Annotated in this window: 10 protein-coding genes; 3 read left to right on the top strand and 7 right to left on the bottom strand. The window is 73.5% G+C overall.

All coding sequences use genetic code 11. The features are described 5' to 3' along the window. Window positions 1–174: 174 nt before the first annotated feature. The 6 genes from ABT084_RS36810 to ABT084_RS36785 are packed head-to-tail and all read right to left on the bottom strand — an operon-like array spanning window position 175 to window position 7,678. Window positions 175–1,293: a diiron oxygenase gene (locus tag ABT084_RS36810; RefSeq protein ID WP_351053880.1), complete on the bottom strand. Its 1,119-nt coding sequence runs from the start codon at window positions 1,291–1,293 to the stop codon at window positions 175–177. Further along, the gene (locus ABT084_RS36805; RefSeq protein WP_351053878.1) at window positions 1,290–3,086 is read right to left on the bottom strand and encodes an AMP-binding protein; all 1,797 of its coding nucleotides are present in this window, start codon (window positions 3,084–3,086) and stop codon (window positions 1,290–1,292) included. Before ABT084_RS36805 ends, ABT084_RS36810 begins: the two co-directional genes overlap by 4 nt. Next, window positions 3,083–4,090 (bottom strand): hypothetical protein, encoded by a 1,008-nt coding sequence (locus ABT084_RS36800; protein ID WP_351053876.1) that lies wholly within the window; start codon window positions 4,088–4,090, stop codon window positions 3,083–3,085. The genes ABT084_RS36805 and ABT084_RS36800 overlap by 4 nt, the downstream gene beginning before the upstream one ends. Then, window positions 4,087–4,383 carry an acyl carrier protein gene (locus tag ABT084_RS36795; protein ID WP_351053874.1) on the bottom strand — a complete coding sequence of 99 codons (297 nt, stop codon included), beginning with the start codon at window positions 4,381–4,383 and terminating at the stop codon, window positions 4,087–4,089. Before ABT084_RS36795 ends, ABT084_RS36800 begins: the two co-directional genes overlap by 4 nt. After that, window positions 4,380–6,059, bottom strand: coding sequence for an AMP-binding protein (locus ABT084_RS36790; protein ID WP_351053873.1), 1,680 nt, complete (start codon window positions 6,057–6,059; stop codon window positions 4,380–4,382). Before ABT084_RS36790 ends, ABT084_RS36795 begins: the two co-directional genes overlap by 4 nt. A gap of 5 nt (window positions 6,060–6,064) precedes the next feature. Continuing rightward, window positions 6,065–7,678, bottom strand: coding sequence for a class I adenylate-forming enzyme family protein (locus ABT084_RS36785; protein WP_351053871.1), 1,614 nt, complete (start codon window positions 7,676–7,678; stop codon window positions 6,065–6,067). A 407-nt stretch (window positions 7,679–8,085) separates the two neighbouring features. Between ABT084_RS36785 and ABT084_RS36780 the strand changes: the two genes are divergently transcribed. Both ABT084_RS36780 and ABT084_RS36775 read left to right on the top strand, forming a co-directional pair. Then, window positions 8,086–8,649, top strand: coding sequence for an RNA polymerase sigma factor (locus tag ABT084_RS36780; protein WP_351053870.1), 564 nt, complete (start codon window positions 8,086–8,088; stop codon window positions 8,647–8,649). Then, window positions 8,646–9,122 (top strand): hypothetical protein, encoded by a 477-nt coding sequence (locus ABT084_RS36775; protein ID WP_351053867.1) that lies wholly within the window; start codon window positions 8,646–8,648, stop codon window positions 9,120–9,122. The genes ABT084_RS36780 and ABT084_RS36775 overlap by 4 nt, the downstream gene beginning before the upstream one ends. A 73-nt stretch (window positions 9,123–9,195) precedes the next feature. Here ABT084_RS36775 and ABT084_RS36770 read toward each other — a convergent pair whose 3' ends face one another. Beyond that, window positions 9,196–10,119 carry an alpha/beta fold hydrolase gene (locus ABT084_RS36770; protein WP_351053865.1) on the bottom strand — a complete coding sequence of 308 codons (924 nt, stop codon included), beginning with the start codon at window positions 10,117–10,119 and terminating at the stop codon, window positions 9,196–9,198. 254 nt (window positions 10,120–10,373) lie between these two features. Here ABT084_RS36770 and ABT084_RS36765 point away from each other — a divergent pair, with 254 nt between their 5' ends. Further along, window positions 10,374–12,632, top strand: coding sequence for an MMPL family transporter (locus ABT084_RS36765; protein ID WP_351053862.1), 2,259 nt, complete (start codon window positions 10,374–10,376; stop codon window positions 12,630–12,632). Window positions 12,633–12,773 lie beyond the last annotated feature (141 nt).

The following is a 12,773-nucleotide window of genomic DNA, read 5'->3' as shown; positions in this document are numbered from 1 at the left end:
GGCCGACCGGGCCGGTGGCGGACGGTTCGGCGGCGGGCGGCGGCCCGTGAGCGGCGGCCCCGTCGGGGCCGCCGAGGTTCGGGCCGTGCCGGGCGCGGGAGTTCAGCCCGCTGCGAGCGCGGGAGTTCAGGCCGCTGCGGGCACGGGAGTTCAGCCCGCTGCGGGCGCGGGAGTTCAGGCCGTTTCGGGCGCGGGCCGGCCGCCCAGCGCGGCGAACTGCTCGATGTCCAGGCGCCGTACCTCGAGGTCGCGCCGGGTCAGCTCGTCCACGGCGGCCTTGTCGTCGAGCTCGCGCAGCGCCGCCTCGTCGACGTCCGCGAAGCCGAGGACCCCCATCTTCCGCAGGCCCTCCTGGACCCGCGGTCCGAACATGCCGATCTCCTTCAGCCCGGGCACGATCCGCATGAACACCAGCCGCCGGAACTCCCGCTTGGCGGGCGAGCGCCGGGCCGCCTTGACCGCTTCCTCGCCGTAGCCGAGCGTGTTCCAGATGTCGTCGTCGACGTAGCGGTCGCGCAGCGCCCAGCACCCCTCCACGACGAAGTCCTCGCGCTCGCGGATCTCGGCCTCGCTGAGCTGGGGGTAGTAGCCGCGCAGCAGCAGGCGGCCGAAGGCCACGTGCCGGGCCTCGTCGCGGGCGACGTACGCACTGAACGAGCGCGCCAGCGGGTCCTGGAGGCGCTCGCGGTGCACGCCGAAGGTGGCCAGTCCCATGTTCTCGATCAGGATGTGCGCGGCGAGGACGGCGAAGTCCCAGCGGGGCTCGCGCATGGCGTGCTCGAACATCGCGCTGATGGAGGGCGACAGCCCGTACCGCAGACCGATCTTGGTGTGCAGGAAGCGGTTGAACCCCTCGACGTGGCGGGCCTCGTCGACGATCTGGGTGGCCGCGTAGAGCTTGGAGTCCAGCTCCTCGACGGCCAGCAGGATCTTGCCGCAGCCCACCAGGGCGGCCTGTTCGGCGTGCAGGAACTGGGAGTACAGCCAACCGCTGGTGTGCCGGCGGATGACCGCCCGGTCGGCCTCGGGGAGGCGCTCCCACAGGGGGGAACCGGCGATGGAGATGAAGTCGTCGGGCAGGCCGAGCGGGTTGTCGGGGTCGACCTCGTGGTCCCAGTCCAGCCGGTCGTCCATGTCCCACTGGCGCTGCTTGCCCTGCGTGTACAGGCGCAGCATCCGCTCGTTGCGCTGGTCGTAGTCCCAGGAGATGACGGCGTTGCCCGCCACGGGGACCACCCAGTCCCCTGCGAGTGCGGTCAGTACCTCGGGCCGCGTGAAGTCGGGCGGGGTCATGCTGCGTGCTCCGTTCCGGTGGTGAGTTCTCTTGCCAGTTCGCGCAGTTGGACGCGCAGGGCCTTGCCCGCGGGATTGCGGGGGACGCGGTCGATGGGGAGGAAGTGGCCGGGCCGCTTGTAGGCGGCGAGCCCCTCGACGCACAGGTCCAGGAGTTCCAGGGCGTCGAACCGGCACCCCTCCGCGGGCTGGACGAAGGCGACGGGGACCTGGCCCCAGATCTCCGAGGGCAGGGGTACGACGACCACGTCGGCGACGTGGGGCGAGCGGCGCAGTACGTGCTCGATCTCGGCGGGGTACACGTTCTGGCCGCCGCGCAGGATCAGGTCGTTGCGCCGGTCGACGGTCCAGATCCGGCCGTCCGCACCGGTGCAGCACAGGTCGCGGGTGTTGAGCCAGCCGTCCCGCAGCACCTCGGAGGTGGCGTCCGGGTTCTTCCAGTAGCCCTGCATCAGCCCGTCGCCGCCGAGGTGCAGCTCGCCGATGCCGCCGGGCCCGGGCTCGCGGCCGTCGTCGGCCACGATCCGCGTGCGGGTGCCGAGCATGGGCGTGCCCAGGCACACGGCGCCGGGTACCGGGGGCGGTCCCACCGGGTCGTCGGGGCGCAGGGACAGGGCGGGGCCGCCGCCCTCGGTGATGCCGTAGATGCCCTGCAGGTCGGCGCCGAGGCGGGTGCGGGCCTCGCGGGCGAGGTCTTCGGGCATCGGCGCCGCGCCGTACAGGAGCAGGCGCAGCGCGCTGAGGTCGGCGTCGGGCAGGCCCTTGGCGTCGAGCAGCAGCCGCACCATGGAGGGGACGAGGAAGGCGTGTTCGATCCGCCAGGTCTCGAGGGCGGCCAGGCATCCCTGCGGCGTGAAGCGGTCCAGTACGCAGACCGTGCCGCCCGCGGCGAGGTGGTCGAGGGCGATGACCATGCTGCCGTGGAAGAGCGGACCCGCGTTGAGGAAGGGGGTTTCCGGCTCCGGACGGACGTCGGCCATCCAGGACAGTGCGTTGACCTGGAGCGAGCGCTGGTCCACGACGACGCCCTTGGCCCGGCCGGTGGTGGCCGAGGTGTGCAGGATGGCGACGGGATCGCCCTGGCCGGAGGCGCCGGCGTCGAGGGGGCTTCCGGCATCGGGGAGCGCCTCGACCGTGGTGATGTCCAGCAGGTCGAGTCCGGGGCGGGCGGCCCGCAGCCGGGCCGCGGCGGCGCCTTCCACGACGGCGACGGTCGGCTCGACGGAGTCGAGGACGGCGAGGAGTTCGGGATCGGCCAGCGCCGGGTTGACCGGGACGGCGACGAGTCCGGCGAGGGCGCAGGCCAGGTAGGTCTCCAGGACCTCGACCCGGTTGCCGCTGACGACGAGGACGCGGTCGCCGGGTGCGGCGCCGGACCCCGCCGTGGAGGCGCCGGACCCGTCTCCCGCTGCCGCGCCGGACCGCAGCCGGGTGGCCAGGGCCTGGACGTCACGGTGCAGCCGGGTCCAGGTGACGTCGCGGCGGACGTCGCGCAGGGCGAGGGCGTCGGGCCGCCGGTCCAGTCCGCGCTGGATCAGTTGGGCGAGCCACATGTCAGCGGGCTCCTCCGGGACGAGTTCGCCGATCAGCTCGGCCACGGCCCGTACGGTGGTGAGTCCGGCGAGTTCCTCGTCGCCCAGGGCGCGGCCGAGGTGGTCCTCGCAGGCGAGGGCGAGGCGGATGAGTTCACCGGAATTGACCCCGGCTCCGGACAGGTCGTCCTCGTCCCCGATCCGGTCGAGGAGCACCGGGTGGTCGAGGCTGCTGCGTACGAGGGTGCGGGCGGTGTTCACTGGGACCTCCGGGGGCGGGCGCCGACGCCGACCATCGCCCAGTACGGGGCGGGTTCGCCGTCGAAGTAGACGAGGGGCTCCGCACTGTCGGTGCGGCAGGGCAGCAGCCGGTTGAACCGGCTGCCCAGGCAGGCCCGGGCGAATGCGGGCGACTCGGCGACCCCGCGTTCGTCGCCGACGGTGGCGACGAACGCGAAGACGGGGTCGAGGGATTTGGCCACGCCGTCCTCGACGACCTCGCACCAGGAGTGGTCGCTGCCGAAGAGGCCGAGCAGGTAGCCGCGCCGGGCGCGGGCTTCGAAGCCCTGCGCGCGCAGCCGGTCGGCCAGCAGCCGGGAGGCGACCATGCAGTCCGCGATGCCGAGGTCCCAGGCCCGGTGGTGGTCGGCGCGCAGCACCTCGGGGACCGTCTGGTAGGTGACCCGGCGGGCCGCGAGCGCGTCGACGATCTCGTGCCAGGCCTCCAGGATGCGCGGGTCGCGCACGGTGTGCCGGGCGCCGGTGAGGCGGACGGCGGCCTCGTAGCCGTTCTCGCGCAGCGGTCCGTCGAAGCCGGGCGAGAGGGCGGTGACACCGGGGGCCGCGAGGTCGGGCACGCGGACGGTGACGGTGGGCAGCCGGACGCCCTCGGCCGGCTCGGCGCCGCCCGCCGTACGGGCCGGGTGGACGCCGATCTCCCAGTCGCGCGGCTCGAACCAGCTGGCCTCGGGAGAGCTCGCGAAGCGCATCAGGAAGCGCAGTCCGAGTTCGGGCACGGTCTGTCCGGTGCCGCAGAACATGCCGACGTTCATGATGTCGTCGTAGTCGAAGAGGGGGCCGCGCTCGGCGTCCGCGGTGTGCGGCAGGCCGTGGTCGGCGAGCCGGGATATCTGGGCCGGGGTGGCGCGCAGGGCCTGTGCGGCGGAGCTGATGTCCGTGTCGTAGCGGGCGCTGTCGGCGGGGACGGTCGTGAACCGGCCGAGCGCGGGCAGCAGGGCGTCGGCGGGAGAGGTTTCCACGGTCATCCGGCGTCCGCCTCCGCGGTGAGGGACACGACGAATCCGGCCAGTTCGCCGACGGTCGCGGTCTCGAAGAGGAAGTCGTCCGGGATGGCCACGCCCAGCTCGTCCTCGATCTCGGTGATCGCGCGCAGGGCCTTCACGGACTCGATGCCGGGGATGGCGGCGAGCGGCTTGCCGGTGTCGATGCTGTCGGGGGCGGCTCCGGAGTGGGCGGCGAGGGCGCGGACGACGACGCCCAGGACGGCGGCGGCGGGGGCGGTTGCGGTGTTCTGGGTCTGGGTCTGGGTCTGGGTCATGACAGGCTTCCTTCGGTGGAGTTGAGCGGGGCGGTGGTGGTGGCCGCGTGCTCGCGGTAGAGGTCCGCGGCGCCGGAGCGCTTGATCTTTCCCGAGCTGGTGGAGGGCAGGGCGGAGGTCGGGACGGGGACGATGTCGACGGCTCCGAGACCGAGGTGTTCGGCGAGCCGGGTGGCGATCTCGCGGCCGACGGCGGCGGCCGCCCCCGCGTCGAGTCGGGTTTCCCACAGCACGACCATGCGCTCCTCGCCGTCTTCGTCCCAGGCGAAGGCGGCGCACTGGCGGCCCACCCCCTGGGTCCCCTTGACGATGTCCTCGACGTCTTCGGCGTAGTAGTTCTGACCCCGTACGACGGCCATGGCCTTCAGGCGGCCCATGACGTACAGCTCGCCGTCGTGCAGGAATCCGATGTCTCCGGTGCGCAGCAGTCCGTCCGGGGTGAACGGCTGCTGTGCGGCGGGCAGTCCGAGGTATCCGGAGGTGACCGGGGCGCCCTCGATCTGGATCTCCCCGACGGTGTCCTCGGGCAGCGGGACCCCGTCGACCGTGCCGATCCGCACGCTCAGGCCCTCGACGGCCGGGCCGCAGGAGACGACGGTGCGGGTGGTGGGGCCGGCCTCGGCGGAGTGGCGCACCAGGTCCCCGATGGAGAGGTGGTCGCGGTCGACCTCCAGGGCGCGGTAGGGCGAGCGGGGTGCTCCGGTGGTCACCATCAACGTGGCTTCCGCCATGCCGTAGTTGGGCTGGACGACGTACCGTCCCAGGCCGTGGCCGCGGAAGGTGTCGTGGAAGGCCTCCAGGCTGGCGAGCCGGACGGGCTCGGAGCCGTTGCCGCCGTAGCGCCAGCGGGACAGGTCCAGGTCCTCCGGGATGCCACGGGCGGCGGCGGAGACGAGGTAGTCGTAGAAGAAGTTCGGTGCCGGGGTCATGGTGGCGCCGGAGGCGGCGAAGGCGGACAGCCAGCGCAGGGGGCGGCGGACGAAGTCGCCCGGCTCCCACAGGTGCACCGGGGAGCCCCGGCGCAGTGCGTTGAGGAGGCTGAAGAGTCCCATGTCGTGGAAGAGCGGCAGCCATTGGCCGAGGACGTCGTCATCGGCCCAGCCGGTGCCGCGCGCGATGACGTCGAGTCCGGCGCTGACGTTGTCGTGGCTGACGAGGACGCCCTTGGGGGCCGAGGTGCTGCCCGAGGTGTACTGGATGACGGCCGGCGCGTCGCCGCCCGCCCCCAACTCGGGCAGCTGCGCCTGCTGTTCTGGTGGTTCGGTGATGTCGAGGAAGCGGACTCCCGGTACGGCCTCGGCGACGCGGGCGATGAGCCGGCGGCCCATGCTCGCGTCGACGAGGATCGTGTCGAGCGAGGCGTCGGCCGCGATCCGGCGTACGTGGGCGGCGTACGCGTCCACTCCGCCGAAGGCCACCGGCAGGGCCAGCGGCACGGCGGCCGCGTCAAGACGCATGACGGCGAGGAAGCCGCGGACCCACGGTTCGCCGTTCGCCATGAGCAGGCCGATCCGGGCGGGCGGGCGCCCGTCGAACGCGGCGAGGACGGCTCCCGCGGTGCGTTCGGCGCGGTCGGTCAGCGCGGGCCCCGAGAAGGGCTCCTCCCGCTTGCCGGGGACATGGAGAGCGGCGCTCTCGTGCAGGGACCGCGACAGCAGGGTCCACAGGTGCACCACGGTGCTCAGACCTCCTTCGTGGGGGCGGGGGCGGGGACGACGGCGGGCGCGGGTCGGACCCGGCCCGCGAGGCGGCGGCGCAGTACGGCGCGGCGCACCTTGTAGGAACCGGTGACGGGGACGGCCTCCCAGTCCCAGAAGCGGACCTCGGTCTCGGGCAGACCCACTTCCTTGGCCGCGGCGTGGAAGCGCTCGACGTCGGGGGTGGTGCCGGGCCGGGGGCAGGCCACCGCGATCAGGGCGCCGTCGTCGGTGCGGATCAGGACGAGTTCCACCAGCTCGGGCAGGGCCTCCAACAGGTGGTCCTCCTTCTCCAGCAGGCTGCCGACGCCGTCGACGTGGTCGACCACGCGGTCGAGGAGTTCGAGCGAGCCGTCCTCCAAGAGGCGGCCGATGTCGCCCATCGGCCACCAGGCGTCGTCGGCGGGCATGGGGTCGCCGCCGACGTAGCCGCGCATGCGGCCCATGGAGCGGGTCTCGATCCGCCCCTCGGTCCCGGCGGGCACCGGGGCGCCGTCGGTGTCGACGACGCGCATCTCGAAGCCGCCGCCGGCGTGGCCGACGTTGCGGGGCGAGTAGTCCGCGGACTCCTCGCGGGTGACGATGCGCAGGCAGATGGGCCCGGTCTCGGTCTGCCCGTACGCCTGGAAGTAGTGGGCGCCGGGACGGTCGGAGGCGGCCAGCAGGGCGCGCACGGTCCTCGGGTGCATGGCGTCGAAGGTGCTGATGAAGCGCTCGACGGGGGCCAGCGGGCGGTCCGGGTCGTCGGCGAGCGGCTCCCACTGGATGTACATGTTCGGGTGGGTCTCGATGGACGTCGGCTTGTGCTCCAGGAGCAGCTTCTTGACGTTCACCGGGTCGGGGTCGGCGATGGCCAGGGACGGCATGCCGATCTCGAGCGAGGCGAGGGTGCCGGCGCAGGTGCGGGCGTGGACGAAGGACAGGTGCTTGGCGTTGAGGTCCTGCATCGAGTACTGGTCGCGGAAGATCATGATCATCGGGGCGACCATGCCGAACAGCGAACGGGTCGAGTGGGCGCAGAGCTTGGGCGAGCCGGTGGTTCCCGACGAGTGCGTGATGACGAACCACTCGTCCTCGTCACGGGGGTCGGCGACGTGCGCGGCGCGCTCCTGGACGGGCGCCACCCAGCTGAGCGCGGACTCCTCCAGACCCAGCACGCGGCGGGTGAGCAGGGTCAGCGCGTGCCGCGAATCGGCGAGCCGGGCCAGCCCGTACGAGTCCACCAGCAGGTAGGGGCTCTCCAACCGGGCCAGGCACTCCAGGATCTCGCCGGACTCCATCGCGGAGGAGAGCAGCGCGGGCAGGGCGCCGATCCGGCCGAGGGCGCACATCACGCCCTCGACCTCGATGTGGTTGCGCTGGACGACGGCGACGACGTCGCCGCGGCGGATGCCGGCCGCCCAGAAGCGGTCCGCGTAGTCCTCGACGGCCCGGGCGAAGTCGGCGATGGTCGCGACCGGGCCGCCGTAGGTGTTCCACGGCGTGTCCGAGAGGAAGGGGGTGTCGGGGAACTTCTCGGCGGCGATGGCCGGGAGGACACCGAGGGGAGCCGTCGGCCGGGGAACCGAGTCGAGTTGCAGCGCGGAGACATCAGGCATGGGAAATCCTCAGGTAGGCCGGTCAGCGGGAAGAAGGTCCGGGAGGTCCGGACGCCCGGACACCCGGACACTGGGGCGGGCGTCCGGACTTCAGGCGTCCGGAAGGAAGGTCTGGAACGGGAAGGCGACGTTCGGCACTGCGGGGCACGGTCTGCGCCTCCGGCTGCGCGGCGGGGTGTGGTGTGGGCCCGGCCTCGTCGCTCCGACACCAGTAAGAGCGGCCGGAGGGGGCATCACACTCCATCGAATTCTTTTATTTATTCGGAGAGTTGGATTCCGGCCGCGCGACGTCCCTTTCCCGCCGTCCTGCCCGGGATCGGGCCCGCGCGGGGATCCGATGGAGTGCGGGCCGCCGGTGCGCCCTCTGTAGGGATGACGACCCACCGCAACAGGAAGAGGAGGGGCCGATGACCCACACGGAGCGGACCGTCCCGCCGCATCACTGCGCCGATGACGGGGAGGGCGCGCGGACGCCCTGGGCCCGGGCGGCCGTGCTCGTGCGGGCCGCGCAGGAGGGCGATGCCATCGCGCTCAACGATCTGATCGACCTGCTGACCCCGTACGTCACCCGGCTGTGCCGCCCGATCGCGCACGGCCACACCGCCGACGCCGTGCAGGAGTCCCTGATCGCCGTCTTCCAGGGCCTCGACCGGCTGAAGGACCCCACCGCCCTGTACGCCTGGGTGCGTACGGTCACCCTGCGCGAGGCCGTCCGCGTCGCCCGGCGCGCCGCCCGGGAGACCCCCGTGTCCGAGATCGTCGACCGGCCCGTCGGCGGCCACGAGGTGGCGGCCGAGGTGCGCGACGTACTGCGCCGGCTGCCCGAGGCGCACCGCGAGGTGCTGGTCCTGCGCGCGGTGCGCGGCCTGGACGAGAAGGCCGCGGGCGCGCTGCTGAACGTGTCCCACGGGACGGTGAAATCGCGGCTGCACCGCGCCCGCCACGGCTTCCGGGCAGCGTGGACCCGGTGAGGGCGACGCCGGGGGTGCCCGAATTCGACCCCGTACGCCGCATGCGCGTCCTCGCCGCCGCACTGGACGCCCCGATGCACGCGGAGGCCCACATCAACGCGCCGTTCGCGGAGGTGTGGACCGTCGCCGCCGATCTGGAGCGCGAGCTTCCGCACCTGGTGCCGGGTCTGCTGTCCCTCACCGTCGAGGACGGTCCGCGGGGGCGCACGGCCCGGGCGTGCGGGCCGTGCGGCCGGGAGGGCCGCTTCGACCTGGTGCTGCAGCCCGGGTGGTGCCTGATGCAGAGCCCGGAGGTGTTCGGCGGCATGGCCGCCGTCGCGGAGGGCGGGGGGACCCGCTTCGCGGTGTTCGGGGGGCTGCGTCCAGCGGACGGCGCGCCCCTCGACCGGCGTCCGTGCCCCCGGGACGAGGCGCGCGCCCGGCGCGTGATCGAGCGGGCGCGCGTCCGCGTCGCCGCGCGGTGGGCCGGCTGAGCACGCCGGGTCCACCGGGCGGGGGCGGGACGGCGGTGGCCGGCCGGATCGGCGATCCGGCCGACCGTGCGCGTCAGCCGAGGCCGCCCCCACCGCCGCCGAAGAGCCGCTTCGCCGCTTCCACCACCCGGTCGGGCCGCTCCTCGTGCACGTAGTGACCGGCGCCCTCGACCACCTCGACCCGCAGGTCGTCGGCGTACCGCTCGCCGCCCGGCAGCACCCCCGGCGGGAGGACGAAGTCCTTCTCCCCGGCCAGGATCAGCGTGGGCGTGGTCAGCCGGAGCTTCTTGAACCGGCCGAGGGCCAGACCGGCGACGTCCCTCAGGGCGTAGGAGCGGTGGAGCGCCTCGCCCGCCCGGGCGCGCGCGGGCTCCGCGGCGGACCTGAGGTACTCCCGGACCGCCGCCTCGTCCCGGCCCGCGCCGTCGACGTACCCCTTGCGCAGCAGGAATCGCGTGAACTGGGGCCGATTGCGCAGCACCCACCGGCCCAGCAGCGGGAATTCGAGGACCGCGGTGTACCAGTAGCGCCAGGCCTGGGGCAGCATCCGCCGGTGCAGCGGCCACGGGTGGACCATGTTGAGCGCCAGATAGCCACTGACCCGCTCGGGTGCGCGCAGGCACAGCATGAACCCCGCCCAGGCCCCCCATTCGTGGCCGATCAGAGCGACCCGGTCGAGCCCGAGCGCGTCGAGCAGCGCGAGGACGTCGTCGACCCTGGTGTCCGTGTCGTATCCGGAGGCGGGCGCGTCGGACCAGCCGAAACCGCGCAGGTCCACGCAGATCAGCCGGTAGTGGGCGGACAGGTCCGGGATGATCCGGCGCCAGGCGTACCAGTGCTGCGGGAAGCCGTGCAGCAGCACCACGGGAGGGCCTTCGCCGGCCTCCGCGATGTGCATCGTGAAGCCGTTGACCCGCACGTGGTGATGGGTGACGCCCTCGACCTCGGGCATCGGCGGCGGCCCGCCGGGGGCCTCGCGCCGGGTGTTCGCGCTCATGGGAGCTCCTCTCTGCTGTCCAGTCAGGAGGAGCCCGCGGGCCGGAAGGTTCCCACCGGATTCCGCGGGAGACGCGCCCCGGGATTCCGCGGGAGACGCGCCCCGGACGCGCCGGAGGCCCGGGGAGGGCGCCGCCGCCCGGACGGGAAGTCCACCGGAAATCCACGGGAACCTTCCGCACGGCCGCCCTCTCCTGACCTTGCGGGGCTCACCGGAGCCGCCTTCCCCCGAACCACCCGAGCACTGGAGAATCCGTGAAGAGCAGGCGCAGCCTCGCCGAGGCCGCAGGGCGCTGGAGTGCCCACCACCGTTGGGCGGCCGTCTTGCTGTGGCTCACCTTCGTCGTCGTCACCACCGTCGTCGGCGGGTTCGTGCAGCCCGCGGCCCCGACACCGGCCGAGCTGACGAACGGCGAGGCCCGCAGGGCGGAGCAGATCCTGGCAGGGGCGGGCTTCGAACTCCCGGCCCACGAGGTGGTGTTCGTCCACTCCGACACGCTCACCGCGCAGGACGGAGCCTTCCGGGCCGCCGTCGCCGACACCGTCAAGGCACTCACCGGGACCGGCGCCGTCGACCACGTCGTCTCACCGCTGGACCCGGCCGGCGCGGCCGCGGTATCGGCCGACCGGCACTCCGCGCTGGTGCAGTTCGAGATGAAGGACGGGCCGCTCAAGGCCAAGGAGAAGGTCCAGCCGGTCCTCGACGCCGTCGGCCGGGCCGGCGCCGCCCACCCCGGCCTGCGCGTCGAGCAGTTCGGCGAGGCCTCCTTCTCGCGCCTCTACGACGACAAGCTGCACACCGACTACGGCAACGCCGAGCTCCTGTCCTTCCCGGTGACCCTGGGCATCCTGCTGATCGCGTTCGGCGCGCTCGTCGCGGCGCTGCTCCCGGTGCTGCTCGCCCTCACCACGGTGATCGCGGCGGGCGGACTGCTGGCGCTGACCAGCCAGCTGGTCCATGTCGACCAGAACGGCACCTCGGTGATGTCCCTCATCGGCATCGCCGTCGGTGTCGACTACTCGCTCTTCTACATCCGCCGCTTCCGCGAGGAGCGCGCCCTGGGCCACGGTACGGACGCCGCGGTGGCCGCCGCGGCCGCGACCTCCGGTCACTCCATCGTGGTCTCCGGCCTGACCGTGATCGTCTCGCTGGCCGGTCTGTTCCTGTCCGGCAACGGCATCTTCTTCGGCATGGCCAGCGCCACGATCATCGTGGTGGCCGCGGCCGTCCTCGGCTCGGTGACCGTGCTGCCCGCGATGCTCTCCCTGCTCGGCGACCGGGTGGACAAGGGGCGGCTGCCCTTCCTGAACCGGGCCCGGCGGACCGCCGGTACCGGTGCCGCTGCCGCTGCCGCTGACACCGCCGCGCGCCCGGCGCGCGGCTGGGGTTCCGTGCTCGCCGCGGTGCTGCGGCGCCCGCTGGCCGCCCTGCTCCTGTGCGGCGGCGCGCTGACCGCCCTCGCCGTGCCCGCGTTCTCCCTGCACACCGGTGAGCCGGGGACCGGTGACCTGCCCGCGCGCAGCCTGCCGATCCTGAGTACGTACGACCGCATCCAGGAGGCGTTCCCCGGCTCCGGCACCCCCGCCAAGATCGTGATCCGTACGGACGACCCCGCGGCGCCCGAGGTGACGGCGGCGGTCGAGCGGCTGCGCGCGGCGGCCCGCACCACCGAGGGTCTCAGCGGCCCCGTGACCTTCCAGAGCGGCGGGGACGGCACCGTGGGCATCGCCACGGTCGGCCTGGCCGGCTCCGGTACCGACGACGCCTCCGTGGCGGCCCTGCGCACGCTGCGCGAGAAGGTGGTCCCCGAGACCTTCGGCCGCGTGGCCGGGGCCGAGGTGGCGGTCGGCGGGACCACGGCGGCTTCGGTGGACAGCAGTGACCACCTCGCTGACGCGGCGCCCTGGGTGGCCGGGTTCGTCCTCGTGTTCACCTTCTTCGTGATGCTCTTCTCGTTCCGCTCGCCGGTCATCGCCGGGCTCACGCTGCTGCTCAACCTGCTGTCGGTCGGCGCGGCGTACGGCGTGGTCGTCGTGGTCTTCCAGCACGGCTGGGGCGAGGGGCTGCTGGGCTTCACCAGCACCGGCGCGATCGCCTCGTGGGTGCCGCTGTTCCTGTTCGTGTTCCTGTTCGGGCTCTCCATGGACTACCACGTCTTCGTCGTCAGCCGGATCCGCGAGGGGCACGAGCGCGGTCTGACGACCGCCCGGGCCATCGAGGAGGGCGTCAGGAGCACGGCCGGTGTGGTCACCGGCGCCGCGATCGTGATGGTCGCGGTGGCCGCGGTGTTCGGCATGCTGCCGCAGCTCTCGATGAAGGAGTCGGGGGTCGGCATGTCCGTGGCGGTGCTGCTCGATGCCACGCTGATCCGTGTGGTGCTGCTCCCTGCGGCCATGAAGCTGCTGGGCGAGTGGAACTGGTACACCCCGCGTACGCTCGCGCGCGCCGCGCGCGACGAGGCCGGCGCGGCCGCGGGCGCCGAGGACCGGGAGCCGGTCGCCAGCGGGGTCTGACCGGCCCGGAGACGGCGGAGGCCGCCGGACCCCCCCGTGCGGGGGCCGCCCCCGCCCGGGGGCCGGGCGGGGGGGGCCCGGGGGCCCGCCGGGGGGGGCGCCGGCCCCCGGGTGGAGGGGGGTTTGGTTGGGGGGAGTAAC

Source organism: Streptomyces sp. NPDC002138, from assembly GCF_040296485.1.
In the GTDB taxonomy this organism is placed as follows: Bacteria; Actinomycetota; Actinomycetes; order Streptomycetales; family Streptomycetaceae; genus Streptomyces.
Note: the sequence above shows the minus strand (reverse complement) of the source record. Positions and strands in the feature narration are given on the sequence as shown.